23 protein-coding genes and 3 pseudogenes are annotated in these 23,971 nt (G+C 64.9%); 17 read left to right on the forward strand and 9 right to left on the reverse strand.

Going from position 1 to position 23,971, the window contains the following annotated elements:
- Positions 1–109: 109 nt before the first annotated feature.
- Positions 110–607 carry an SRPBCC family protein gene (locus E1809_RS15745; protein WP_165962338.1) on the reverse strand — a complete coding sequence of 166 codons (498 nt, stop codon included), beginning with the start codon at positions 605–607 and terminating at the stop codon, positions 110–112.
- A 246-nt stretch (positions 608–853) separates the two neighbouring features.
- Between E1809_RS15745 and E1809_RS15750 the strand changes: the two are divergent.
- Positions 854–1,078 (forward strand): annotated as a pseudogene (locus E1809_RS15750) (amino acid permease); the annotation flags it as partial.
- Positions 1,079–1,190: 112 nt separating this feature from the next.
- On the opposite strand, the gene E1809_RS15755 reads toward E1809_RS15750, so the two are convergent.
- Both E1809_RS15755 and E1809_RS15760 read right to left on the reverse strand, forming a co-directional pair.
- Positions 1,191–2,324: a flavin-containing monooxygenase gene (locus E1809_RS15755; protein ID WP_133205184.1), complete on the reverse strand. Its 1,134-nt coding sequence runs from the start codon at positions 2,322–2,324 to the stop codon at positions 1,191–1,193.
- A gap of 144 nt (positions 2,325–2,468) precedes the next feature.
- Complete coding sequence (locus E1809_RS15760; protein ID WP_133205185.1) at positions 2,469–4,088, reverse strand: LuxR C-terminal-related transcriptional regulator; 1,620 nt, start codon at positions 4,086–4,088, stop codon at positions 2,469–2,471.
- A gap of 250 nt (positions 4,089–4,338) precedes the next feature.
- Between E1809_RS15760 and E1809_RS15765 the strand changes: the two genes are divergently transcribed.
- From E1809_RS15765 to E1809_RS26735, 9 genes and pseudogenes are all read left to right on the forward strand, one after another.
- Positions 4,339–6,126 carry a polysaccharide deacetylase family protein gene (locus E1809_RS15765; RefSeq protein ID WP_133205186.1) on the forward strand — a complete coding sequence of 596 codons (1,788 nt, stop codon included), beginning with the start codon at positions 4,339–4,341 and terminating at the stop codon, positions 6,124–6,126.
- Positions 6,127–6,219: 93 nt separating this feature from the next.
- Positions 6,220–6,489: pseudogene (locus tag E1809_RS27990) on the forward strand (fibronectin type III domain-containing protein); the annotation flags it as partial.
- A gap of 124 nt (positions 6,490–6,613) precedes the next feature.
- Positions 6,614–6,994 (forward strand): choice-of-anchor J domain-containing protein, encoded by a 381-nt coding sequence (locus E1809_RS27425; protein ID WP_235835628.1) that lies wholly within the window; start codon positions 6,614–6,616, stop codon positions 6,992–6,994.
- Positions 6,995–7,047: 53 nt separating this feature from the next.
- Positions 7,048–7,350 (forward strand): annotated as a pseudogene (locus E1809_RS27430) (Gfo/Idh/MocA family protein); the annotation flags it as partial.
- Between the two features lie 95 nt (positions 7,351–7,445).
- On the forward strand, positions 7,446–8,084 hold the full coding sequence (locus E1809_RS27435; RefSeq protein ID WP_235835636.1) for a Gfo/Idh/MocA family protein: 639 nt from the start codon (positions 7,446–7,448) through the stop codon (positions 8,082–8,084).
- Between the two features lie 26 nt (positions 8,085–8,110).
- A complete protein-coding gene (locus tag E1809_RS15780; protein WP_133205188.1) occupies positions 8,111–8,914 on the forward strand; it encodes a heme-binding protein in 804 nt (267 codons plus the stop codon).
- A 95-nt stretch (positions 8,915–9,009) separates the two neighbouring features.
- Positions 9,010–9,990 (forward strand): LacI family DNA-binding transcriptional regulator, encoded by a 981-nt coding sequence (locus tag E1809_RS15785; protein WP_165962340.1) that lies wholly within the window; start codon positions 9,010–9,012, stop codon positions 9,988–9,990.
- 35 nt (positions 9,991–10,025) lie between these two features.
- The gene (locus E1809_RS26730) at positions 10,026–10,187 is read left to right on the forward strand and encodes a hypothetical protein (RefSeq protein ID WP_165962341.1); all 162 of its coding nucleotides are present in this window, start codon (positions 10,026–10,028) and stop codon (positions 10,185–10,187) included.
- Positions 10,184–10,342 (forward strand): hypothetical protein, encoded by a 159-nt coding sequence (locus E1809_RS26735; protein WP_165962342.1) that lies wholly within the window; start codon positions 10,184–10,186, stop codon positions 10,340–10,342. The genes E1809_RS26730 and E1809_RS26735 overlap by 4 nt, the downstream gene beginning before the upstream one ends.
- 21 nt (positions 10,343–10,363) lie before the next feature.
- Here E1809_RS26735 and E1809_RS15790 read toward each other — a convergent pair whose 3' ends face one another.
- From E1809_RS15790 to E1809_RS15800, 3 genes are read right to left on the reverse strand one after another with little or no spacing between them, the layout of a single operon-like run.
- Positions 10,364–11,266: a carbohydrate ABC transporter permease gene (locus tag E1809_RS15790; protein ID WP_133205190.1), complete on the reverse strand. Its 903-nt coding sequence runs from the start codon at positions 11,264–11,266 to the stop codon at positions 10,364–10,366.
- Positions 11,266–12,174 carry a carbohydrate ABC transporter permease gene (locus E1809_RS15795; protein WP_133205191.1) on the reverse strand — a complete coding sequence of 303 codons (909 nt, stop codon included), beginning with the start codon at positions 12,172–12,174 and terminating at the stop codon, positions 11,266–11,268. Before E1809_RS15795 ends, E1809_RS15790 begins: the two co-directional genes overlap by 1 nt.
- Positions 12,175–12,202: 28 nt before the next feature.
- On the reverse strand, positions 12,203–13,459 hold the full coding sequence (locus E1809_RS15800) for an ABC transporter substrate-binding protein (RefSeq protein ID WP_235835629.1): 1,257 nt from the start codon (positions 13,457–13,459) through the stop codon (positions 12,203–12,205).
- A gap of 170 nt (positions 13,460–13,629) precedes the next feature.
- Here E1809_RS15800 and E1809_RS15805 point away from each other — a divergent pair, with 170 nt between their 5' ends.
- Positions 13,630–14,856 carry an ROK family protein gene (locus tag E1809_RS15805; protein WP_133205192.1) on the forward strand — a complete coding sequence of 409 codons (1,227 nt, stop codon included), beginning with the start codon at positions 13,630–13,632 and terminating at the stop codon, positions 14,854–14,856.
- A gap of 95 nt (positions 14,857–14,951) precedes the next feature.
- Positions 14,952–15,845: a helix-turn-helix transcriptional regulator gene (locus E1809_RS15810; RefSeq protein ID WP_133205193.1), complete on the forward strand. Its 894-nt coding sequence runs from the start codon at positions 14,952–14,954 to the stop codon at positions 15,843–15,845.
- Between the two features lie 39 nt (positions 15,846–15,884).
- Here the strand turns inward: E1809_RS15810 and E1809_RS15815 are convergent, their stop codons facing one another.
- Positions 15,885–17,117, reverse strand: coding sequence for an MFS transporter (locus E1809_RS15815; protein ID WP_133205194.1), 1,233 nt, complete (start codon positions 17,115–17,117; stop codon positions 15,885–15,887).
- Between the two features lie 151 nt (positions 17,118–17,268).
- Between E1809_RS15815 and E1809_RS15820 the strand changes: the two genes are divergently transcribed.
- Positions 17,269–17,991, forward strand: coding sequence for an SDR family NAD(P)-dependent oxidoreductase (locus tag E1809_RS15820; RefSeq protein WP_133205195.1), 723 nt, complete (start codon positions 17,269–17,271; stop codon positions 17,989–17,991).
- Positions 17,992–18,000: 9 nt separating this feature from the next.
- Here E1809_RS15820 and pdxR read toward each other — a convergent pair whose 3' ends face one another.
- Positions 18,001–19,431 carry a MocR-like pyridoxine biosynthesis transcription factor PdxR gene (gene pdxR / locus E1809_RS15825; protein WP_308166791.1) on the reverse strand — a complete coding sequence of 477 codons (1,431 nt, stop codon included), beginning with the start codon at positions 19,429–19,431 and terminating at the stop codon, positions 18,001–18,003.
- Here pdxR and E1809_RS15830 point away from each other — a divergent pair.
- From E1809_RS15830 to E1809_RS15845, 4 genes are all read left to right on the forward strand, one after another.
- Positions 19,381–20,265 carry a dihydrodipicolinate synthase family protein gene (locus E1809_RS15830; protein ID WP_133205196.1) on the forward strand — a complete coding sequence of 295 codons (885 nt, stop codon included), beginning with the start codon at positions 19,381–19,383 and terminating at the stop codon, positions 20,263–20,265. The two genes, pdxR and E1809_RS15830, sit on opposite strands and share 51 nt — an antisense overlap.
- A gap of 35 nt (positions 20,266–20,300) precedes the next feature.
- Positions 20,301–21,530, forward strand: coding sequence for an MFS transporter (locus E1809_RS27440; RefSeq protein ID WP_235835631.1), 1,230 nt, complete (start codon positions 20,301–20,303; stop codon positions 21,528–21,530).
- A gap of 78 nt (positions 21,531–21,608) precedes the next feature.
- The gene (locus tag E1809_RS15840; protein WP_133205197.1) at positions 21,609–22,184 is read left to right on the forward strand and encodes an NADPH-dependent F420 reductase; all 576 of its coding nucleotides are present in this window, start codon (positions 21,609–21,611) and stop codon (positions 22,182–22,184) included.
- A gap of 229 nt (positions 22,185–22,413) precedes the next feature.
- A complete protein-coding gene (locus E1809_RS15845) occupies positions 22,414–23,286 on the forward strand; it encodes a pentapeptide repeat-containing protein (RefSeq protein WP_133205198.1) in 873 nt (290 codons plus the stop codon).
- 61 nt (positions 23,287–23,347) lie between these two features.
- Here the strand turns inward: E1809_RS15845 and E1809_RS15850 are convergent.
- Positions 23,348–23,971 (reverse strand): ABC transporter substrate-binding protein (locus E1809_RS15850; RefSeq protein ID WP_165962343.1); only part of this gene is annotated, 624 nt, incomplete at its 5' end.

The raw sequence follows: 23,971 nt of genomic DNA on the forward strand, positions 1-23,971 counted from the left end.
GAACCGTAAACCCACCAAGGGCTACGACAGACCGCCATTTATCTAGGGGGCTCATTGCGCTCACGCGTCGAGCGTAGTGACCTCACCTTATGGCATGGCCTCGGACTCCCTACGCAGGGCTCCGACCATCGCGTGTGCTGTTGACCGTGATGCGAGCTCCGAGACGTTGGGCCAGGCCCTCTCCGCCTGCTTTCATCAGGACGTCGTGGTTCCGTGCGAAGGCGCGTCGCAGGACCGGGCTGGTCAGGTTCATCCAGGTCCTGGTTGTGCTCACCTTCCACCGGTAAATGACAGTTGTTGTTCCATCGGCTTGTGTGAGCTCCCAAAGGCCAGACCCCTGCAGTTCGCCCCGGGCTATGACCTCAAGCACGTGCGGAGGCTCGCGGCGCACGACTTCGGTCTCTATCGTCAGCGAATATGGAAGCGCGGTAGTCCAGCGCACACGGTGAATGACCCCGATTCCTGCCTCGTCGCCGGGCCGAACCAGTTCGACACCCGCGACGTACTTCCACCACTGCGGATAGGAATCGACGTCAATGATGGTGTCCCAGACTCTTTCGATGGGCCCTTCGAGATCCCAGCGTGTGAGGAACGAATACTGGACCATGGCCAACCTCCGGAGTCGGGAGAAATCCATTCTTGTCGGCTGCGCTAGCCCGCTTGTCGTCAGTATTAGCAGGAGGCCAGTTCGCGGACAATACGCCAGGCGGGCTCCGCAACTCGACCAAGCTGCGACAGGGAAAGTTTGGTTCCGCTTTTCATGGATTACCGAGTTGAGTCTTGCCCTGACCTCCGCGCCCATCGCGGAGAGTCTTCTTCGCGCAGCGGATGAAGTTCTGTGCGATGGTTTCCGGGCCGCTTCCTCTTGCTGTCCTTGCTGCTGCCGTTCACCGCCTACAAAGGCGGCGAATCACCGTTCGTGACGTTCTTCTCCCACCTCGGGGACGCCCAAACAGGGAAAACAGCCGCATCCGTCATGAACTTCGTCGTCCTGGCCTCGGCCCTGTCCAGCCTGAACGCCGGACTTTACTCCACCGGCCGGATCCTCCGGTCCATGGCCATGAACGGGTCAGCCCCCCCGGTTCACCGGACTCGCGATTCGGTGTCGTCCTTCGGCTCAAACCCGGTTCCGGTCCCAATGTTGCACTGACCAGTTGCGCGCGCTGGCCAGGGTAACGGACCAGCCCCGGTCACCAGCCCTGCATGGCCACGGGATGCCCGGCGAGGGTACGGGCACTGATGCGGTCGGCGATGACGCGTGCGTCCCGCCCTGCTCCGCCCACCAGATGTGAGTAGAAGCCGCTTTGGAAGATGAGGCCGACGTAGAACAGGCCGGGGACGCCGTCGGCGGCGCCTCCTGTTTCTGCGGGGTAGCCGTCGGGTCCGATGGCGGCCGGGTGGACGAACGAGTAGTCGGGGCGGTAGCCGGTGCACCAAAGGACGTTGGCGACGTCGAGCACCGTGCCGTCCTCGAGGACGGGGCGTCCGTCCTGTGAGCCCACTGTCCGGGCAGTCATGCGGTGCACCCCGGCGGCGTCCAGGTCGGCCCGCTTGGTGCGGATGAGCGGGGAGCCGCCGCGGCGGATGGCAGGGCGCAGCTTGCGTCCGATCGGAGTGCGAAGGGTGAGGACGTGGTTCGCGGCGAACCAGAAGAGCGGACCGGCGATACGCTCGTTGATCGGGATTTGTCCGTGGTTCCGCCCGGAGAGCCATGTCTGGTGGCCGGCGTGGGCCGCTTCGAGGGCGAGGTCGGCGCCGGACTGGCTGGCCCCGACGACGAGCACCGGGCCCTGGAGCAGTTGTGCGGGGTTGTGGTACTGACTGGAATGAAGCTGGCGGATGCCCGGATCAAGCTGGGCCGCGACGTCGGGGACCTTTGGCGAGGCGTCGCTGCCGGCCGCGAGCACAACGTTCACGGCTTGGAGGTCACCATCCGTCGTGGAGACCGCGAACCCACCGCCCGTGACGACTTCGACGTCGAGCACGCGCACCCCGGTGCGGACCGCCGCGCCAAGGTTGGCTGCATAGTTTTCCAGATAGTCCGCGAGTTCCCTGCCGGTCGGCCACGCCGATTTCCGTCCCGGGAACGGCATTCCGGGAAGGCCGTCGACTCGTGCGGCGGTGAAGAGCCGCAGCGAGTCATACCGTTCACGCCACTGGTCGCCGACACGGTCCCGGGCTTCGAGAACGACGCACTCCCGGCCCGCCCGGGTAAGCCAATAGGCCGTCGCGAGCCCGGCCTGTCCGCCGCCCACGATGACCGTCTCAACACTCCGGCTGCCCGTGCTGGCCGTTGCCGGCGCGAGGGGCTGGTTAGCTGCCATGATGCCCTCCCGATATTTCGGACCCGCCCTGTGCGGGCTTCTGCTACGACCGTAAGCGAAGCCGTCCGGTCAGCGCTTCGGGCGGATGATGCAACCACGGCAGCGGGGCAGATGGGTCATTCTATGCAGGGCCGGAGGATGGTGTCAGAGCAGCCCGTGGTCATACACATAGGCGGTCGCGGCGGCCCGGGAGGCGATGCCGAGCTTGCTGTAGACGTTCGCCAGATGCCGTGCGACGGTTTTCTCGCTCAGCACAAGACGCTCGGCGACGGCGCGGTTCGTGAGTCCTTTGGCCACGAGGCGGACGACGTCCATCTCGCGGGCGGTCAGCGGCCCGGACGGCGACGGCGCGCTGCCCGGCAGGGCGGCAAGGTCGGGCGCGGCACCCAGCCGCTCGAAGGCCGCGCGGGCAGCCTCGAACTCCAGGGAAGCGGCCTCGTCGTCCCCGAGGGCCGCGTAGCACCGTCCGAGCTGCGCCCGTGATCTCGCCTCCGAATAGGGCAGGCCCAGTTCGTGCCACCGGATGGACGCATCCCGAAGACTTCCGGCCGCGTCCACGGCGTCTCCCGCGGTGAAGCGCGCGGTCCCGATGGCGGTCACGGCACGTGCGGTGAGCAAGGCCGAGGGCAGAGCCCGGGCAAGGCTGAGGAGTTCCTCGGCCCCCGAGTGTGCCTCCTCAAGGGCGCTCGCGGCCGCCATCACCTCCACATAGGCAGGCAAGAGCTCCGAACGCTCCACGTCGCCCTCCGTCTCCCGTTCAAGCCTTCTGGCTGAGAGGACGGCCGCGTCCGTGCGGCCCTGGGCGAGCCTGAGCAGCATGAGTCCCGGCTCCGGCCTGCGCCCGGCGGAATTCGCCACCCGGTACGCTTCCTCGGCCTCGGTGAAGCGTCCAGCCAACCGGTGCAGCTCTCCCAACTGATAGCTCGCCGGCCCCACGTCCGCGGCCCTGAGCCGCTCGCCCGCTCGGACCGCCTCGGTCAGCGCACCCGGCCAGTCGCCGTCGAGCATTTTGACTACCGACCGGTGCACGAGGCACTCGCCCCGGAACGGCACGAGCTCCGGATGCCCGGCACACCAATCCGACGCCGCCATTGTCCACTCCCGTGCCCGGGCGACATCCAGCATCCGCAGGGACGCGGAAATGACCGAACAATAGGCAACCCCGTTCACCAGCGGGGTAGGGACGTCCCCACAGTTCACCACGGCCATGGCCTCGTCCAGCTCAGCCAGTCCCGCAGCCCTCCTGCCCAAGCGCAACAGAGCCCACCCGGCGCTCAGGCTCGAAAGCACGGCAGTGTCCGTGTCCCCGGCAGGCCGGGCAATCTCGATGGCCTGGCGCGAGAGCTCAAGAGCGCGCTCGATCCCGGCCGGCTCCGAGGATGAGAGCGCGGCATGCCCCAGCCCCGAGCACACCAGGGCCCGCTCGGCATCGAGCCCGGCATCCTCGACGAGGGCAGCGAGCCGCCGGCCCCACGCCTCAGCACGTACCGGGTCACCGTGCATCTCGTGGGCGAAAGCAAGCCAGAAAGCCGTTCGGGCGGCCGGCGCGGCGTCACCGGCATCCAAGAAGCCCCGGAACGCGCGTGTCAATATTTCCAGGCTTTGCTGCTCGCGGCCGACCAGGAACGCGCTGAACGCCCACGATAAAAGGTCCGGGCCCGGCACGGGAACGTCGCGGTCGGCACGTTCGAAGGCCTCGAGCGCGGCCATCCAGGCCTGCGCGGCATAGAACCGGCGACCCTCCTCGATCATTGTCTGCGGCATAGGGACCACCTCCCTCACAGCATAAACCGGCCAGGCTGCGTACGAACGTGCCGCGAGGGAGCACGACGGCGGAGGGCTGGGTCATCGAGTTAATTACTCCTAGAGTGCCCACCGCCGAACGGCGGCCGCAAGGCCGGGTGAAGCACACTCGCGACGTCCATCGGACACGCCGCGTATTGTCAGCGCATGCCATGTGCGGGAAACCCCATGCCTGGCCGTCTTCTCCGCCGTTGATTGGACAGTGAGTGAAATGCTTTCCACCTGGGGATGCCTTCGAACCCGGAAAGAGCTGGCGCGGCGCAGGGAAATAGCCGGAAGCCATACCGGCGGCCGGTGGAAGGCTGCCGGCGTGTGGGCCGCGATGGTCCTCGCTGTCCTGACGGGCTTTGGTGTGCCCGCCCATGCCGCCGCCAATACCGTCATCTCGCTGACTTTCGATGACAGCAACGCGGATCAGTTGACTGCTGCAGCCACGATGAAGAACCTTGGTCTGCACGGCACCTTTTATACCGTCTCCGGGTGGATCGACCAGCCAAGCTACTTGACCTCGGCAAACCTGCAGCAACTGGCGGCCGACGGCAACGAAATCGGTGGACACACGGTCACCCACCCGGACCTGATCAACCTGACCTCGGATGAGGTGACGCGCCAGGTGTGCAATGGCCGGGTCGCCCTGATGAACATGGGCTTTAAAGTCACCAGTTTCGCCTATCCCTTCGCTGACCAGAATGCCTCAGTGCAGACCATCGTGAAGAACTGCGGTTTCAACAGTGCACGCGGGCTCGGTGACCTCTACAGCAAGGACGACCCGGGTCTGCCCGCCGCTGAAAGCATCCCGCCTGCCAACGCCTATGACACTGCGGCGCCCGAGGAAGTGGACAGCACCTGGACCCTTCAGAACCTTGAGGACAGCGTGACCAAGGCACAGGCCGCCGGCGGCGGCTGGGTCCAACTGACCTTCCACCACATCGCGACAAATACCGACCCGACCCTGACCATCAGCCCCACCTTGTTCAACCAATTCGCCTCCTGGCTGGCCCAACAACAGACCGCCGGCAGCGTTGCCGTGAAGACGGTTGACCAGGTCGTCGGCGGCGCAGTCCAACCAGCCGTCCTTGGCCCTGCCGCGCCCCCGCCGCCCCCGCAAGGCACCAACATGATCCAGAACCCCAGCCTGGAAACATTGACCAACGGGATTCCGCAGTGCTGGGCAGCGGGCGGATACGGCACCAATACGCCTAGCTTTTCCGTCGTCTCGCCCGGCCACACAGGCAACAATGCCGAGTTGCTGACGATGAGCGGCTATGTCAGCGGTGACGCTAAACTCTTGCCTGCCCTGGACCTTGGCGGCTGCTCACCTACAGGGACACCGGGTCATATCTATCAGCTCAGTGCCTGGTACCAATCCGACGTCATCACCCAATTCGAGGTCTATTACCGCACCGGAACCGGGTATTGGACCTACTGGACCGCAAGCCCGCTGTTCAACGCCGCCAGCAACTGGACCCAAATAACCTGGACCACACCGGCCCTTCCGGCAGGCGCATCCGGTATCAGTTACGGGCTGAACATCCAATCCAACGGCTCCATCACCGCTGACGACTACTCCATGATCGACGTCACGCCAGCCGGACCGACGGCACCTGCAGCGCCCACGGGGGTGGCGGCGACGGCGGGTAACGGATCCGCCGTCGTGTCCTGGACGGCGCCGAGTAACGGCGGCTCGGCGATCACCTCGTACGCTGTCACTCCGCATGCGGGCGCTACCGCCTTGACCCCGGTCACCGTGACGGGGAACCCGCCAGCGACGACGGCGACCGTCACCGGGCTGACGAACGGCACCGCGTACACGTTCACGGTTACGGCCACCAACGCGGTCGGTACCTCCCCGGCGTCGGCAGCCTCGGCGCCGGTCACGCCGATGGCGGCTGCGACGGCGCCTGCGGCTCCCACGGGGGTGGCGGCGACGGCGGGTAACGGGTCCGCCGTCGTGTCCTGGACGGCGCCGAGTAATGGTGGTTCTGCGATCACCTCGTAGCTGACGAACGGTACCGCGTATACGTTCACGGTTACGGCAACGAACGCGGTGGGCACGTCGGCGGCGTCCGCTGCGTCGGCGCCGGTCACGCCGATGGCGGCTGCGACGGCGCCTGCGGCTCCCACGGGGGTGACCGCGACGGCGGGTAACGGGTCCGCCGTCGTGTCCTGGACSGCGCCRARCAACGGCGGGTCGGCGATCACCTCGTACGCKGTSACSCCGCATGYGGGYGCTACGGCACTGACCCCGGTCACCGTGACGGGGAACCCGCCCGCGACGACGGCGACTGTCACCGGKCTGAYGAACGGCACCGCGTATACGTTCACGGTGACGGCCACCAACGCGGTGGGCACGTCGGCGGCGTCCGCTGCGTCGGCGCCGGTCACGCCGACGGGGACAACAAGCTCGACCATCATCAACGGTGGTTTCGAGTCCGGGCTCAGCGGATGGACGACCGGAGGCGTCCGGGCACCTGTTGCCTCCAACGTTGCCCATACGGGAACCGGCTCGGCGTTGCTGGGCCTGCCCTCGGGGGCGGAGGGCGACGGGAACGTCCACGCTGAGCTTCTGGTACCAGCCGCACACCGCGGACGACACCTGCAACACCACCACGTGCCAGTACGACTGGATGGAAGCCCAGGTCCGCACTACCAGTGGAACCACCTTGGCCAGCTTGTTCAAACTCTGCAACAACAACGGCACCTGGACCCAGCTCACCGCGGACCTGTCCGCCTACAAGGGCCAGACCGTCACGCTCTGGTTCAACGTCCACCTCGACGGATCCACCCCCGCCGATGACACCTGGATGTACCTCGACGACGTCACCCTCACTCAAAGCACCAAGAAGAACGTGCTATCCTCCATTTAGCTCGAGCTAATAGCACGAGCTAAATTCTGATTCCACCCAGAAAAGGCGCCCTCATGTCTCTCGCACTGCCCGCCCCGAAAATCATTGCCGCGGGATCCGTGCCGGCCCTCCGCTGGGGCGTTATTGGCACAGGGATCGCAGCACGTTTTGTGCGCGCCATCCACGCCCACACCGGGCAGCGTGCGGTCGCAGTGACTGCCCGCGATGACGCGAAAACACAAGCATTCGCGCAAGAACACGGCATCCCGACCGTTCTGGAGTCCCCGTCCGCGCTCATTGCGGACCCCGCCGTCGACGTCGTCTACATCGCAACCCCGCACCCGGTGCACCATGACCTCGCGCTCGAGGCGATCAACGCCGGCAAGCACGTACTTATTGAGAAACCGGTCGCGATGTCGGCGAGCGAGGCCAGGCAATCACGGAAGCCGGACGCGCGGCCGGAGTCCTCGTCATGGAGGCGATGTGGACGCGCTACCTCCCTCAGGCTGACATTGTCCGCCAACTCCTGGACGACGGGGCCGTCGGTGATGTCCGGCTGGTCCGGGCCGATTTTGGCTTCAACATGCCAATGGATCCTGCTCACCGGTTGTGGAGCGCTGAACTCGGTGGGGGAGCGCTGCTCGATGCGGGGGTCTATCCAATCTCGTTCGCATCGTCGGTGCTCGGCGCACCAAGCACGGTCACCGCCGTCGGCGAGCTTGCACCGACGGGAGTTGATGCCCGCGCCGACCTGCTCCTGACCTCGGCCAGTGGGGCGACAGCACTCGTGTCCACGTCGCTGGTCACTTCCATGCCCGTCGTCGCTTCGATCATGGGTTCGAGCGGGCGCATTGACATCGCGAGCCCGTTCTTCGGCCCCACAGGAGTGACGCTCACGACCGGTCAGATCGGGTCCGAGACGACAGAGACATGGCGGGACGACACGTTCGGAACCCTTCATGATGGGCTCGGCTACCAGGCGACAGCATTCGCATCGTATGTCTCCGAAGGCCGGACAGAGTCACCGCTGCATCCCCATGGGGAAATCGTCTCGGTCATGTCCACCATCGACGAAGCCAGGCGGCAAATCGCAGCGGCGACCCTTTCCTGAATTCACAACGAAGAGAAGCGGCACTCATGACAAACTTCCCCGTCCACACACTTGACCAACTGATCGACCAGGATCGCGCGATCGACTTCCCGGCTTTTGGGCATGCCGACGCTTGGGCTGTTGGGCAGCGCATCGTGGCGACCGCCCGGGAGCGGTCAATGCCGGTAACCGCTGCAATCTGGCTCGGCGAGCAGCGGGTCTTCCACACAGGTTTGAAGGGCACCTCAGCCGACAACGACCAATGGATGGAACGCAAAGCCGCGCTCGTGCGCCGCTATGACGCGAATTCATGGCTCACCACGCAGCGGCTGCTCACCTACGGAATTGAAGAAGAGTCTGCCCGGCTCGGCCTCGACCCGCTCACCCACACCCTCAGCGGCGGAGGATTCCCGATCCGTGTGCGAGGGACATCCGTCGGTGTCGCCGTCGTTTCTGGCATCTCCGACGATGCAGATCACGCACTAGTAGTTGAGGCTCTTCAATGGCGCCTTGACAGCCAAGCTGCGCCCGAGCCAGCAGGCGCCCCGATCCGCCACACAGTCGCTTTCCGGCTGGTACACGAACCCGGATCGGAAGCCGAAACACAGTTCCTGACTACCGCCGCCGAGACGCTCGCGGCGATCGACGGCGTCGAGCACTTCGAAGTGAACAAGCAAGTGAGCGCGAAGAGCGACCTCCGCTGGCAGTTCTCCATGCTCTTCGCCGACCAGGCTGCCTACGACGCGTACAACGCGCACCCCGCACATGTCGCCTTCGTGAAGTCGCACTGGCAGAGCGAGGTCGCGGTGTTCCAGGAATACGATTTTGTGCCGCACCCCGGCGGACGGTGACCTCGAACGCCGGCAATATGATTAGACGCGTGATGGACAGCTCGGGGCAGAAACGCGGGACCGCAACGGAAACAGGACCCGACAGGTTGCCAACGATGAGCGACGTCGCAGCACGGGCGGGCGTGTCCCGGCAACTGGTTTCCATGGTGTTCCGCGGTGTTTCCGGGCCGAGCGAGGCGTCGCGCAAACTAGTTTTGGCCGCCGCAGCCGAGCTTGATTTCAGGCCGAATGCTTCCGCCCGGTTGCTCCGGCAAAGCCGTACCCATCTTATCGGGGTCCTTTTTAGCGCCATGAACTCATTCGAAGGCCGCGTTGTGGAGCGGCTTCTGGAGCGTGCCGCCGAGGAGGGATACGGTGTTGTGCTCGGCCCGGTCACCGAGCGACGGACCACGGAGGTTGTAATCTCACAGCTCCTCGAACACAGGGTCGGGGCACTGGCTTGCTACAACCCGGATCCGGAATCACCGGCCCTGAAGCGCGCCCTCGAACTGATGCCCGTGGTGTGGATGGGCGAGAGATCCAGGGAACCCCGCGCGGACGTCGTCCGAACCGACGACGACGCCGGACTCGCGCTACTTGTCTCCCATCTCGCCGGCCTGGGACATCGCGAGATCGCATACGCGGGAGGCCTGGGAGGCGTCGTGGGCCCGGATCGTGCGCAAACGTATCGCGCCGCGATGGCGGCGCAAGGACTCGCGGGGGAGATCGACGTCGTCGAAGTCGCTTTCGGCGAGGAAGACGGAGCGACGGCCGCCCGAACGCTCCTCGCCAGGGAGAAGCTCCCGACGGCGGTGATCGGCTGCAGCGACCACTGCGGCGCCGGGCTGCTCGCCACGTTCCGGCAGGCCGGCGTCGACGTCCCCGGCGCAATTTCGGTCACCGGCTATGACGACAGCGATATCGCTTCGCTGTCCTACAACGACCTCACGGCGATCCATCAGGACGTGAACCTCACGGTTGAGGCGACGCTGTCCGCGATCACCCGACGCCTCGCCGACTCCGAAGCCCCACCTATGGACGTTGCGACTACCGCTACCCTCATCGCCCGATCAACCACTCGGCCACCAAGGGACTGAAGTTGTTGGGTTCCCCTCAATCGAAGGACTTTCGCATGACCACCTTCGGCATACTTGGCGTTGACCAGAGCGACGTGGTTGTCCTGAGCGTTCTTCCGGAACAGGCCGAAGAAGTGCTCGGGCAGCCCACGGCATCGCTGCCCGGGACGCCCGCCGGTACGTTGCCGCGACCTTCAGCGAGTTGGCGGAAGAAATGAACACCGAAGAGGTCGACTTCGCTGCCCTGGCCCGTGCACACTCGACCGAGGGTGGCCTGAATGAACAGTTCGCCCGCCACCTCGCATCCAAAGGCACCTTTGCCGCCGTCGGGGAAGGCCTGGACGCAGTCCTCGACCGCCTCACACCGTCCTGACCAAAGCCCGAGCGGCGGGTCTTACTTGATAGCGCCCTGTGTCAGGCCTGACATCACCCAGCGCTGAGCGAACAGGTACACGATGATCGACGGTGCCATGGCCATGAGGTAGGAAGCGAACGAGACGTTGTAGTTGTTGCTGAACTGCGTTTGGAACATCTGTTGCAGCACAGGCAGCGTTTGCAACGCCGGGTTGGAAACGATGAGTGCGGGCATCATGTAGTCGTTCCAAGAGGCCAGGAAGGCGAAGATCCCGACGGTGGCGCTCATGGGTGCCAGGAGCGGGAAGATCAGGCGCCAGAACACCTGGCCGGTGCTGGCCCCGTCGATGCGGGCGCTTTCTTCGAGTTCGGTCGGGATGGAACGCAGAAACGCGGTGAACAGCATGACGCTGAATGACAGCTGGAACATGATGTGCAGGATGGCGACGCCGATGGGGTTGTCCAGGTGGACCATGCCGCTGAGGCTCACCTGGGACAGTGCGACGACGGGGAACGGCAGGAACATGGCCGCCAGCAGGTAGAAGAACGAGTAGCGGAACAGCCGACGGTCCCAGTTGCGGGAGATCGCGAAGGCGGCCAGGGCGCTGAGGATGATGGTGCCTGCCACGCTGAGGGCGGCGACTCCGACCGAGACGGCGAAACTGCGCGGGAAGTTCGTCAGGGTCCAAGCCTGGACGAAGCCGTCCAGGCTCCATGGTCCCGGGAGTGAGAAGGCGTTCCCGTCCACGGCCTGGCCGGTGGTCTTGAAGGCCATGCAGACAGTGACGTAGAGGGGAACGAGGACTGTGAGCGAGCAGAGGGCCAGGACAATGGTGAGCGCCCAGCGGGTGAATTGCGTGCGGTTCCTGCGCGGGCGCGAACTGGTACCCCTGCCGATGGGCCGCGCAGTGGTGCTGGGTTTGCGAAGGGTTTGGATGCTCATCAGAAGGTCGTCTTTCCGTGGGTGGCACGCAGTTGCAGCAGCGCGATGACGATGGCGATCAGGAAGAAGATGGTTGCGTTGGCCATCTGGTAGGAGTAGTCGCCGCTGCCGAAGCCGTTGAAGATGGACATCGCGACGCTGGTGGTTGAGGTGCCGGGACCGCCTCCGGTCAGGCCGACGATGACGTCGTAGGCGTTCATGAAGCCCTTGAACCCCATGATCACGTTGATCACGATGTAGCCGGCCGCCAGCGGGATCGTGATGGATGCCAGCTTCCGCCAGGCGGTGGCTCCGTCGAGGGCTGCGGCTTCGTAGACGTCGGCGGGGATGGACAGGATCCCGGCAATGTAAATCAGCAGCGTGGCGGGGACAGCCTGCCACGCGGTGACCAGCACCAGGGCGAGCCAGGCGAGATCCGGGTTGGCCAGCATGGACGTTTCCAGCGGCTTGAGTCCGATCGCCGTGGCAAAGTCCGGGAGGGAGTTGGAGAACAGGAAGTTGAAAACGTAGGCGATCACGATGCCCGAAATGACCATGGGCAGGACAAATACGGCGCGCAGGGCGACCTTCGCGCGGATCTTCTCGGTCAAGCCAAGTGCGAGGAAGAAGGACACGACGTTGACAAGGACCACGGTCACCAGCGCGAATCCGATGGTGAAGCCGTAGGCCTTGAGGATGGCCGGGTCGGAGAAAGCCGCGATGTAGTTTGTCAGGCCGATGAACTTGAACTCACCGAATCCGACCGAATCGGTGAAGCTCAGGGTGATGCCCATGAGGGCCGGGACGGTGATGGCCAGGGTGAAGGCAAGGACGGTGGGGAGGAGGAATGCGTAGAACACGGGTTCAACGCGCCGCTTCCGCGACGGGCTTGAGGTGCGGGACGGGCGCGACGTGCGTATTAAGGACATAGCGGAACTCAATTCGTGCGGGAGCGGGTCAGACGTTGCGCAGGGCAAGGCGTGCCCAGTCGGCGTCCAAGGTCTTCAGTAGGGCGTCGGGCGCGCTGCCCAGTGCGATCGACTGGGCGTAGTTCGATACCGGAATCGACGCGGGAATGAGCTGCGAGGCACCCAGGTAGAACGCGCCGTCGTCGTAGTATTTCTGCATCCCGGCCAGGGCCGGGTTGCTTGCCGGCGGCGCATCCTTGCGGACACCGAAGCCGTTGTTGTCGGCGTTGTACTTGTCGTTGATGTCCGGGCGCATGAGGAAGGACAGGAACTGGCGTGCCGCGTCCTTCTTCCGTGAGGCCTCGGGGATCCATAGGGCCAGGTCCACGTTCACGCGCACCTTCAGGTCGGCCGGGTCGTCGGTCACGGGCAGCGGGAACGTACCCAGCTTCAGCGCCGGGGCGGTTTTGGCAATTTCATTCAGTGCCCACGGACCCTGCATGTACATCGCGGCCTTGCCCTGGGCGAACGCGAGGTTACCGTCGGCGTAGCCACGGCTGGCAGCATCCTTGTTCGCAAACGCGGCAAGCTGGAGCATCCGGTCCATCGGGGCTTTGAAGTCCTTTTGGAAAGACGCCGCGGAGCCGGCGTTCAGGGACGTGCCCTCGCTGCCGAGCGCGGAAAAGAAACGCGGAACGTCCACCATGCCGCCGACGCTGTAGTCGAACATTCCCTGTCCGACCGTCCAGGTGTCCTTGATGGTGTTGTAGAAAGGCGCGATGTTGGCGTCCTGCAGGGTCTGGCAGATCTTCACGAGCTGCGACCTGGTGGTCGGAACGGACAGACCATGCTTGGCGAAGACGTCCTTGTTGTAGATGACGGATGCGGCCATCACGGAATACGGGATGGCGCTGGTCCGCCCGGGATACTGTGCCGTTTGGTCCACCAACGGCCACAGCTTGGGGTTGATCGACTTGGCCTCTGCCATGTCGGACAAGTCGCTGAGGGCGCCGTGTTTGACAAATTCCGCGACCGCAAAGTTGTAGTTCCAGCACCCCAGGTCCGGTGGCTGGTTGCGCACGAAGTCGGCAGACATGCTCGACGTCGAGTCGCGGACCACACGGACCGCGTCCTGGCTCTTGTGGAATTGCTCGATCACCCGGTCGAAGTAGCCGATCACTTCGGGCTTCGACACATAGAACGTGATCTCCGTGGCCGCCGTCGACGACTGCGCGGGCGCGCAACCGTCAAGGGCGAAACCGGCCCCGAGAGCACCCGCTGCGAGCAGGAACGATCGTCTGCTCACTCGCCGCTGCCCGCTCGATTGGACTGCAAGCACCACATGGTCTCCTTTGACTTGGTTCACGCATCGCTGGCCGCGACGCGCCTCAAAACATAAATCCACGTAGTAAATAAAGGAACTAAATTTAGTACGTGGACTAAAGCTTGCATGAATGCCGGGGATAAGGTCAAGGAATGTTCCAAGATGACGCGGGGGCGTCGACGCAGCTGCTCCGGAAGATCAACATGGGCGCGGTACTCCGCCACGCCCTCGAAGCGGAAACGTTCATGGCCACCGAGGCCATGGCGGTAACGGGCCTGACCCGTACCACGGTGCTCGGGCTGTGTGACGAACTGGTTGATCGGGGCTGGATCGAAGAGGTGGGCGATTCCCGCGAAGCGGGACAGTACGTCAAAGGCCGGCCGGCCCGGCGGTACCGCCTGCGGAACGACGTCGGACACGTCGTCGGGGTCGACGCCGGCCAGCACACGGTGACGGCGGTCGTCTCGGACCTTCGCGGAACTATCCTGGCCCGGGCCACCCATGCCCTGGACAGCCAGGACGGTGCCGCCCGCCGGACGACCGTACGCGCCGCCGTCGACGAGGCGCTGGGATTGGCAGCCGTCCATCCTGCCGGCGTGTTCCTGACGGTGATCGGAGTGCCCGCGCCCGTTGACGAAAACGGCCGCTCGCCCCGGAACAATGAGTTCTGGGACAACATGAATCCGGACTTCCCCACGGTCCTCGCCGACCGTGGAGAAACGATCGTTGACAACGACGCCAACCTCGCTGCGCTCGCCGAGCGGGCCCGCGGCACCCACGGCGGATCCTTCGCGGCACTGCTCTCCGGGGAGCGCTTCGGCGCCGGACTGGTCATCGACGGGATGCTCCTGCGGGGACCGCGCGGCGGTGCCGGTGAAATGCGCCTGCTGAACGTCGTCGAAGGGGTGGGCTCCACCGAGGGCCTGGGCCTGCTGGGCAGGCAATGGGCAGTGGACGCGAGCCGGGCCGGGGCACTGCCTTCGGGTTCGATATTGGCCCGGATCCCCGCCGAACAGCTATCCGCCGAAGCGGTGTTCAACGCGGCGGCCGACGGCGACATCACCGCCCTGGGCATCGTCGACCGGTTGGGGGAGCGGCTGGCCCGCATCGCCCACGTCCTGGCGAGCCTCCTGGACGTCGACAAAGTCATCGTGGCCGGTGCGGTCGCCGCGGCCCTTGAACCGGTCCTGAGCAAGGCAACCGCCGTCCTGGAAGATCACTTCGAGGCGCCCGTACCGGTCCTGGCCGCCTCCACGTTAGCGGCCGACGGCGTCGTGCTGGGAGCGCTCGAATGCGGACTATCGGCGGTGCGCGAGCAACCGTTGTCGTTCGATCCGCGGCGTCAGGCAAGGGCTGGCGAGAGGGAGGGGCGAGCGTAAGCGAAACTGATCTCCGACTAGTGATCTCCAGGGTTGCGCTGAAGGGGTACCGGGAGGGACTCCCTAGGGGAATGTTTCGCGTCTACCGTAAATGCATGGACAATCGAGCAGAGGTCCGGGATTTTCTGATCTCCCGCCGGGCCAAAGTAGCGCCGGCCCAAGTGGGACTGCCTGAAGGGATCAAGCGCCGGGTCGCTGGGTTGCGGCGTGGGGAGGTCGCTTTCCTGGCCGGGATGAGTGTTGAGTACTACACGAAGCTGGAACGTGGTGCGATCAGCGGGGCATCGGCGGAGGTGCTCGACAGTTTGGCGAAGGCTCTCCAGCTTGACGACGCTGAACGCGACCACCTTTTCAACCTGGCCCATGCAGCAAGTCCGGTCGCTCGTCCACCGCGGCGGCGGAACCCCAAGTCCTGGCTGCCCCATCAGAGCCTGCAGTGGGCCTTGGACGCTGTAACTGCCGGGCCGGCCTTTGTCCGGAACGGTCGGATGGATCTGCTGGCCGGGAACCTCCTGGCCCGTGCGTTTTACAAAGATGTCTACGACATGCCGGGAGAGCCGCCGAACATTGCCAGGCACATGTTCCTGGCTGAAAACGCCCATGACTTCTATCCGAATTGGGAACTGTTCGCAGATATCACTGTCGCGATCCTGCGGACCGAGGCAGCACGCGACCCCCATAACAAAGACCTGCATGACCTGATCGGCGAGTTGAGCACCCGCAGTGACGAGTTCCGCCGTCGTTGGGGTTCGCACGATGTTCGCCAACACGGGGCGGGCTTCAAGACGTTCGTCCATCCCGTGGTGGGGGAGATGACGTTGGCCTATGAGGGCCTGGAGATGGCCGCTGAACCCGGCCTGACCCTGACGATCTACTCGGCGGAGCCGGGTTCGCCCTCCGCTGAGCGTATGCAATTGCTCGCCTCCTGGGCCGCCAGCGAATACGGGAGTGTTTCCGGGTCTGGCCCGGTGATCTCGCGGATCGAATAGCGCCCTCGCTGTAGTAGTGGAGCGCCCGGGCTGCGAGCCTCACGCGGTGGCGCGTCGGGTGGCCCTCGCTGTTCCGAGCGCGAGCAGTGACGCGATGAAAAGTACGCCGGCGCTGACCAGGAAGGTGGAGTGGTACCCGGCGGAGTCGAACAGCAGCCCGCCCAGCGTGGAGCCGAGGGCGATGCAGGTCTGGATCACGGCGACCATCAACCCGCCTCCAGCCTCCGCATTGTGCGGCATCGCCTTGGCGACCCAACTCCACCAGCCGACGGGAGCCGCCGTCGAGAACAGGCCCCAGAGGCCCAAAAGCACGACGACGGCGGCAACCACGCCGCCGAGGGGCACCATCGCCGCAGCCAGCGAGGCCATGAGGACCGGAATGACGATGAGCGTCCGGTACAGGCCCTTGACGAGGAAACGGCCTATCACCACGGTGCCCACGAAACCTGCGGCGCCAACAACGAGGAGCACCAGGGAGATCGTGGCGACGTCCACGCGTGTGACGTCTTCGAGGAACGGGCGGACATAGGTGAAGAGGGCAAACTGGCCCATGAAGAACGCGCCGCAAGCCGCCATGCCCCACGAAATGGGGGCGCTCTTGAGCGCGCCGAAAATGCTGAGGATGTATCCGGGTTCGGCCGGCCTTACAGCCGCTTTCATCGGTGGCAAGCTGATCCACTGCCAGAAGAAGACCAGCACGGCCACCGGAACCACGCAGAAGAACGCTCCCCGCCAACCCATGACCGAACCAAGGTAGCTGCCCAACGGAGCGGCGAGCACGGAGGCCAAAGCATTGCCCCCGTTGAAGATCGCCAGGGCCCGGGGGACTTTTGACGCGGGCACAAGGCGCATAGCCGTGGCGGCGGACATGGACCAGAAACCTCCGATGACCACCCCGATCAGTGCCCGGCCGATCATGAACGGCACGTAGCCCGGTGCCAAGGCGATCAGGGCACCTGAGACCACCATGACGCCGGTCAAGGCGAGCAGGAGCGCCTTGCGGTTCATGCCCCGGGTCAAGGTGGAGACGGAAAGGCTCGTCAGCACGGCGAACAGGCCGGATATCGAGATGCCCTGGCCGATCATTCCTTCGGAGACGCCGAGGTCGGCGGCCATCGGGGTGAGCAGGCTGACAGGCATGAATTCGGAGGCGATGAGCGCGAAGACACACAGCGACATGGCGTAGACGGCGCCCCAATGGCCCTGGTGCTGTTCATGGCCCTTTTGTCCTTGGTCCGCGTCTGTGGCCGGTGTGGAAGTGTCCTGCGACATGGTGTCCTCTCGCTGCGTGGGCCTTCAATTCATCCATCGGACCACGTTCGACGGCGGTGAGGGAGTCCCGCTTGAGAGGGGTACCGGGAGGGACTCCCTTGCCCGTGTAGTGCTGTCTAGGCTGGAGGGAAACCGCTCGCAAAGGGGAAACATGGCATTGATTCTTGTCACGGGAGCCTCCAGCGGGCTGGGGCGGGAGACCGCCGTCGCGCTCGCGGCGCAGGGGCACGACGTCGTCGGTCACGTCCGCAGCTTCGGATCCCGCGGCGCTCCGGAAGGTTTGGCGGAAATCCTCCACGCGGACCTCGCACGGCAGGACGAGACCCTGGAACTGGCGGCCCAGGCGAACGCCATCGGGGTTTTCGATGCCGTGATCCACAATGCCGGGGTGCTTTCCGGGGCTGACGTCGCCGCCGTGAACATCGTGGCGCCGTACTTGCTCAGCACGGCGATGACGCGTCCGGGTCGCGCGGTTTTCCTCAGTAGTTCCATGCACCGCTCCGGCTCGTCAACACCGCCGACGGCGGCCGCGCTCCTGTCCGGGCGGATCGGCTACGAGGACAGCAAGTTGCAGGTCACGGCCTTCTCCATGGCGCTGGCCCACTGGTGGCCCGAGGTGATGGTCCATGCTGTCGACCCCGGGTGGGTTCCCACCCGCATGGGCGGACCTCACGCTCCGGACAGCCTTGAGGAGGGCCATCGGACGCAGGAATGGATCGCGACGGCGGACGCGGCCGAAATCTCGCCGCGCACCGGCGGTTACTGGCACCATCGCAGAACCTGGCGTCCACATCCTGCTTCATTGGACACTGGGTACCAAGACGCGCTGCTGGCGGCCTTGGCGGAGTACACGAGCAGGATCCTTCCGCTCTGAGCCGGACATTCAGGCCCTGTTCGACCCCTTATCTATCAACCCGGCAATGACGTCCAGGGCCCGGGTTAGTTGGAGATCCGAGACGGCTCCGTACCCTATGACGAGGCCATTCACGGGAGCTAGGTCTGCGTAGTAGAAGGCAAGTGGCACAACACGAACACCGTGTTCAAGGGCCTGAGCCGCAAGGGCGTTCGCGTCGGGCTTGTCGAAGCGAATGACGGCGTGGAGCCCGCCGTCGAGGGCGGCCAAGCCCAAACCGTCGAGCCTGCCGAGGCGGTCCATCAATAACGTACGGCGGTGCGAATATTCCCTTCTCGCCCGCGCAATATGCCGCGACAGGCCGCCGCCGTCGATGTACCGCGCCAAAGCGGATTGCATGACGCCGGAAACAGGGGTATCCAAGGCTTCGCGTGTCGCCTTCAATTGTTGTCCGGAATCGCCCCGGACAACGAGGTACCCGCAGCGCAGCCACGGGCTGAGGTTTTTTGAAAACGTTCCGAGGAGGACTACTTCGGCGTTGGTGGGAAGCGAAGCTGCAGCGGGAAGAGGCATCCGGGTGTGGCGGAATTCGCTGTCATAGTCGTCTTCCAGCACGAGAACACCGCGCTGTTCAGCCCACTTGAGGAGATCGAGCCGTTCCTGGACAGTCATCCTTCCGCCCAGCGGATATTGATGGCTCGGGGTGACGAGTACCGCATCAGGAGCCTGTGCCAGGGTGTCCAGTTGCGAACTTCGGAGGCCGTTCTCATCCACGGGTATTGTCAGGAGTTCGGCGCCGGCCGCTGCCATGACGCGGCGGGCCGTGGGGTAGCCGGGATCTTCAACGAGGATCCGAGGGCGGCCGGAATGGCCAGTGCGGTTACGTAGCATGGCTACAACGAGCTGAAGCGCGTCGCTTGTTCCAGCGGTGATGATGACGTCATCCGCCCGAACAGGCAGGCCGCGCGATACCGCAAGATGTTGCGCAACAGCCTCACGCAACCCGATTGTTCCCAAGGCGGCAGGCAATTGCGTAGATCCGGGAGCGGACAGGGCCTCTTTCCAGGCATTCCGCCAATCCTTGTGCCTGAACGGCGTTCCGGCTGGCCTGCCCGGGGTCAAATCAATGACCCCGGCGGCAGGTGCGGATATCCGCGTTGGGGTAGGTATCGAAACGGCCCTTTGAACGTCCGGACGGATCGCGACTCGTGTCCCGCCCGCGCCGTTGCTTTCCAGGAAGCCTTCTCCTGAGAGCTGTTCGTACGCACGGACCACCACGCCGCGCGAAATACCCAGTTCGGAGGCAAGTCTTCGGGTCGCTGGAAGCGTATGCTCGGGCTGCAGCACCCCGCGCAGGATCGCGCCCCGGAGCTGATTGGCCAGTTGGGCGGCCAGGGGGAGGGGCTTCTTGTGTTTGATGGACTTAGTGCCTTCCCGCTTACGCCGCTGAACGGCGAGGATGTTGACCTCAAGGCTGTCGCGGGGCTTGTCTCCCGTGCGGCCCTGGCTGGAGTCGACTCGTTGGGTGTCCTGGGATCCACCGGGAACTATGCCTATCTCTCCCGCGAAGAACGGCGGGCGGTGCTCGAGGCCGCGATTGATGCGGCCGGCGACGTCCCGGTCCTCGCCGGCGTCGGTGCAGTCCGTACCCGTGACGTGTTGACGCTCGCCGGAGATGCCCAGTCGGCCGGCGCTACAGCTTTGCTTCTCGCTCCGGTCTCCTACCAACGGTTGACGGACGACGAAGTCTTCGGCCTCTACGAACGTGTTGCGGCCGAGACCGATCTCCCCGTAGTTGTCTACGACAACCCCGGAACCACCGGATTCACATTCTCAGACGACCTTCACGCCCGCATTGCCCGCATCCCGGGCATTGCATCGATCAAGATCCCGCCGCCGACGGCGGACGTCTCCGCCCGGATCGGGACGCTGCGTTCGCGACTGCCGCAGGGTACTTCGCTGGGCATCAGCGGCGACTGGGTGGCCGCCGAAGCCCTCGCGGCCGGCTGCAACGTCTGGTATTCGGTCATTGGAGGGGTACTCCCGATTCAGGCAAAAACAATCGTGGACCATGTTCGCGCGGGCCGCACCGGGGAAGCCCTTGAAGAGTCGGCGCGCCTGGAACCGCTCTGGACCCTGTTCAGGGCTTACGGCAGCCTCCGCGTCGTATCGGGCCTCGCCGAAGAGCTGGGACTAATTCCGGCCTCGGCCCTGCCATTGCCCTTGCACGGCCTGGACAGCGAAGGGCGCGAAAAGCTCGCCAGGGCTGTCCGCGAGCTCGGACTTGAGGCCTGATTCATGGCCACAATGCTCAAGATCGGGCGAGACGGATGAGTCTCGCTAAAGGAACCACGAACCTCCAAACGCAGCGGCCGCGCCCGGCTGCCTCGGGCGGACTCGCTCGTTACGTGCTGGCCGCAACCTTGGCCAGGAGCGCGGACGGCGGTGCTGTGGTCGCGATCGTCCTGATGGCTACTACGAGTGGCGCACCCGGATGGCTCGCCGGGCTCCTCGGAGCCTGTATTACGGCACCACACCTGTTCGGGCCGTTTATTGCCGGGTCCCTTGACGCTGCCCGTGATGGCCGGACGGTCATAGCCCTGGCCTGCATGGCGCACGGCGTCACCCTCGGCGCGGCCGTCCTGCTCTACCCCATGACGTGGCCGATAGTCCCGGCGTTGTTGCTCATCGCCTCGGGGCTGGTGGGGCCCTTGCTGACTGGCGGGATCAGCAGTCGGCTGGCAGCTATAGCCGGCAGCGACAGGACGAGCCAGAGGAGGGCCCAAGGCTGGGACGTTGCCACGTACGGAATTGGCGGGACGATTGGACCGTCGCTCGTCGCCGCCGTTTCGGCCTGGGCAAGCCCGGCGGTTGCAGCCCTGATCCTCGCGGGCTCGACTTTTGTGGCAGCCGCCGTCGTCAGGCTGCTGCCGTTCAGCGGGCCAGTTGCGCCTGGTTCCGAGATACCCCGGCCAGGACGCACACTGATGATGATGGTCTCGAGCGGCAAGCTGCGTCGAACGCTCTACATGACAGTCGTGATCGCCTTGTCCGTGGCAGCGTTGCCGATCACTGCCGTCGCGTCCACGGGGGAGCTGCGTGTTGAGCCGGCAGCTGCCGGAGTCCTCACAGCTGCCTATGGACTTGGTGGGCTCGTCGGATCAGCAGGCGTGATGATCCGGCCCTTGCGAGCCGAAGCCGACTTGTCGATGACGTGCCTGGCGGCGGCGGTCGGCGTGGTCCTGCTGGGGGCCGCCTTTGCCGGTGTGTTTCCGCTAGCCGTCGCAGCCTACGCATTGGCGGGCGTCCTGAATTCCCGCTTTTTCGCCGCCACCTTGGCAGCACGCAGCGAGTACGCGCCGGCCCAAGCCCGGGGCCAGGTCTTTGTATGGATAGGGGCCTTGAAAATCACCGCCGGATCGGCAGGCACAGCATTGGCCGGCGCCATCGTCGCGCCTGCAGTCCACCTGCCGTTGGTTCTCGCGGCAGCGCTGATCGCGGTGGCAGTCGCCGCCTCGATTCTCGACCGCCGGCTCGGGCGCGGCATTGCGCGAATTTAGTTGTTGCTTCAACCAAATCTAAGGAGTACACTTTAGTTGAAGCATCAACCAATCTACCGAGAGATGAGGAAAACAATCATGACTGCAGTGAGTGTTCTTGGAACGGGCAACATGGGAACCGCGATTGCCGGTGTTTTTGAGAAGGGCGGCAATGCTGTGCAGCTGCTGGGCAGCAACGACACTGCCGTGCCGCTGAGTGGTGAAATTGTTGTCCTGGCCGTGCCTTACCCGGCGGTGGGGGGCGTGCTGGCCGAGCGTGGCGGGGAGTTGGCCGGCAAGATCGTCGTCGACATCACCAATCCGTTGAACTTCGAAACCTTTGATTCCCTCACCGTGCCGGCGGATTCCTCGGCTACGGCTGAGATCCAGGCTGCGCTTCCGGAGTCCCGCGTGGTGAAGGCGTTCAACACGACCTTCGCAGCGACCCTCGCTTCGGGCCGGGTCGGCGGCCAACCGACCACGGTCCAGATCGCCGGGGACGACGCCGATGCGAAGTCCAGGATAGCCGAGGCAATCACGGCGGGCGGGCTGAATGCGATTGACGCCGGCGCGCTGCGTCGCGCCCGCGAGTTGGAGGCCCTGGGCTTCCTGCAGATCACCCTCGCCGCCGGCGAGAAGATCTCCTGGACCGGCGGCTTCGCAGTCCAGGCCTGAGTCTTTCAACCGCGGCCGCCGGCGTTGACCCCTGGACCTTGCGGGGTCAACGCCGACGGCGGGTATCCTGATTCCAGTGATACTTCCTTTTTCTCTGTGACCCAGAGCCTTTACAGCGATTCCAGTTCGCTCCCTGGGGGAGCGGTGATTCCGTGCGCCCGGGATGGGAACTCCCTCTGGAGCTCCCCTCAGCATCGGCCCAACACAGAACCCACTCCTGGAAGATCGCATGAACGCCCCATCAGCCAACCCTTCGCCTTCCCTCGACCGGCAATCCCTGCGCCCTGACTGCGGCAATTGCTTTGCACTCTGCTGCACGGCCTTCGGATTCACGCGATCGGCGGATTTCGCCCTCGACAAACCTTCAGGCACTCCGTGCCGGAACCTTGCCCCCGACTTCTCCTGCACCATCCACGAGAGCCTTCGGCCGCGGGGATTTCGTGGCTGCACCGTCTTTGACTGCTTCGGGGCCGGCCAAAACGTCTCGCAAAAACTGTTCGCCGGAAACAGCTGGCTTGAATATCCGGAAACCAAGGACGGGATGTTCTCCGCATTCAAGGTCGCCCGGCAATTGCATGAAATGCTCTGGTATTTGGTCGAAGCCCAGGAGCGAACGTTTGATCCTGACTCTTCGAACTGTGCCCTGAAGCTCATGAAGATGATCGAGCAGGCGCTCGACGGCGGCCTGGAGGCGTTGCTTTCACTTGATGTCCATGATCTCCACGCGCAGGTGAGGTCAACGCTGATGGAGATCAGTGACGAAGTCCGGGCTTCCTACTTCGCGGCCGGCGACGATCATTTGGAACCTTGGCTGACGCCCGGTGCGGACCTGATGGGTAGGCAACTCGCGTCCCGCCGGTTGTGCGGCGCGGATCTCCGAGGGGCTTACCTGATTGCGGCCGATCTACGCGGCAGCGACCTATCGGGAGTGGACCTGCTCGGCGCAGATTTGAGGGACGCGCGACTTGAAGGGGCGGATTTGTCGCAGGCCTTGTATGTGACGCAACCGCAGCTCAATTCCGCGCGGGGCAACGGCACGACCCTCCTCCCCGCGGACCTGATGGTGCCGGCGCACTGGGGTGCCTCGCCCGACGGCAACTAGGGTAAAGCGCTAACGCGAGAGCACGACGGCGGGTGGCATCCCGCCGTCGTGCTCTTGCGGATTACTCTTGGCCGAGTCCGCCGGCCGAGATTTTTTGACTGGTGATGGAGTTCAGGGCGCGGAGGTCGAAGATGCCGTTGATGTCGGCCTGTTTGGTGATTCCGGTCTCCACGCCGTCCTGCAGGAGTTTCTTGTACGTCCCGGCCAGCGGATCCACCGTGAAGGTGATGTTCGCCAGGGACCGGTCGATCACATCAGCCGGCAGGGTGGATCCCGCGGTGGCCTTCAACGCGGCATTGATCGTGCTGGCCTTCTCCGCCGCCGGGGCACTGTTCAACCAGTCCACCGCCGCCTTGTTCCCCCGCAGCAACGCCGCCACCGTCTCGGGATGCTCCGCGGCGAACTTCTTGCTCACAATCAGGATCGTCGTCGGGAACCGGCCGTTCTCCCAAAGGCTCTTTTCGTCCACGAGCACCTTCGCCCCGGCCTGCAACACCAACCGCGAGGCCCACGGCTCAGGCAACCACGCGCCGTCGAGCTTTCCATCCTGGAACAACTTCAACGTCTGGGCGTTCTCGGTCGGATTGATCGCCACATCCCCGCCACCGGCCGCACTCGTCTTCAACCCCTGCTTGCCCAGCCAGGCACGCAACGCCACATCCTGGGTCCCGCCCAACTGCGGCGA

This window comes from Arthrobacter terricola (genome assembly GCF_004354015.1).
GTDB classification, from domain to species: Bacteria; Actinomycetota; Actinomycetes; order Actinomycetales; family Micrococcaceae; genus Arthrobacter; species Arthrobacter terricola.

Coding starts and splice junctions, on each gene's coding strand:
- E1809_RS15810 (WP_133205193.1), top strand. CDS start 14,952: ATGGACAATCGAGCAGAGGTCCGGGATTTTCTGATCTCCCGCCGGGCC.
- E1809_RS15840 (WP_133205197.1), top strand. CDS start 21,609: ATGACTGCAGTGAGTGTTCTTGGAACGGGCAACATGGGAACCGCGATT.
- E1809_RS15765 (WP_133205186.1), top strand. CDS start 4,339: ATGCTTTCCACCTGGGGATGCCTTCGAACCCGGAAAGAGCTGGCGCGG.
- E1809_RS15780 (WP_133205188.1), top strand. CDS start 8,111: ATGACAAACTTCCCCGTCCACACACTTGACCAACTGATCGACCAGGAT.
- E1809_RS15820 (WP_133205195.1), top strand. CDS start 17,269: ATGGCATTGATTCTTGTCACGGGAGCCTCCAGCGGGCTGGGGCGGGAG.
- E1809_RS15845 (WP_133205198.1), top strand. CDS start 22,414: ATGAACGCCCCATCAGCCAACCCTTCGCCTTCCCTCGACCGGCAATCC.
- E1809_RS15795 (WP_133205191.1), bottom strand. CDS start 12,174: ATGTCCTTAATACGCACGTCGCGCCCGTCCCGCACCTCAAGCCCGTCG.
- E1809_RS15755 (WP_133205184.1), bottom strand. CDS start 2,324: ATGGCAGCTAACCAGCCCCTCGCGCCGGCAACGGCCAGCACGGGCAGC.
- E1809_RS15760 (WP_133205185.1), bottom strand. CDS start 4,088: ATGCCGCAGACAATGATCGAGGAGGGTCGCCGGTTCTATGCCGCGCAG.
- E1809_RS26730 (WP_165962341.1), top strand. CDS start 10,026: ATGACCACCTTCGGCATACTTGGCGTTGACCAGAGCGACGTGGTTGTC.
- E1809_RS15805 (WP_133205192.1), top strand. CDS start 13,630: ATGTTCCAAGATGACGCGGGGGCGTCGACGCAGCTGCTCCGGAAGATC.
- E1809_RS15790 (WP_133205190.1), bottom strand. CDS start 11,266: ATGAGCATCCAAACCCTTCGCAAACCCAGCACCACTGCGCGGCCCATC.
- E1809_RS15815 (WP_133205194.1), bottom strand. CDS start 17,117: ATGTCGCAGGACACTTCCACACCGGCCACAGACGCGGACCAAGGACAA.
- E1809_RS27440 (WP_235835631.1), top strand. CDS start 20,301: ATGAGTCTCGCTAAAGGAACCACGAACCTCCAAACGCAGCGGCCGCGC.
- E1809_RS27435 (WP_235835636.1), top strand. CDS start 7,446: ATGGAGGCGATGTGGACGCGCTACCTCCCTCAGGCTGACATTGTCCGC.
- E1809_RS15745 (WP_165962338.1), bottom strand. CDS start 607: ATGGTCCAGTATTCGTTCCTCACACGCTGGGATCTCGAAGGGCCCATC.
- E1809_RS15785 (WP_165962340.1), top strand. CDS start 9,010: ATGAGCGACGTCGCAGCACGGGCGGGCGTGTCCCGGCAACTGGTTTCC.
- E1809_RS26735 (WP_165962342.1), top strand. CDS start 10,184: ATGAACACCGAAGAGGTCGACTTCGCTGCCCTGGCCCGTGCACACTCG.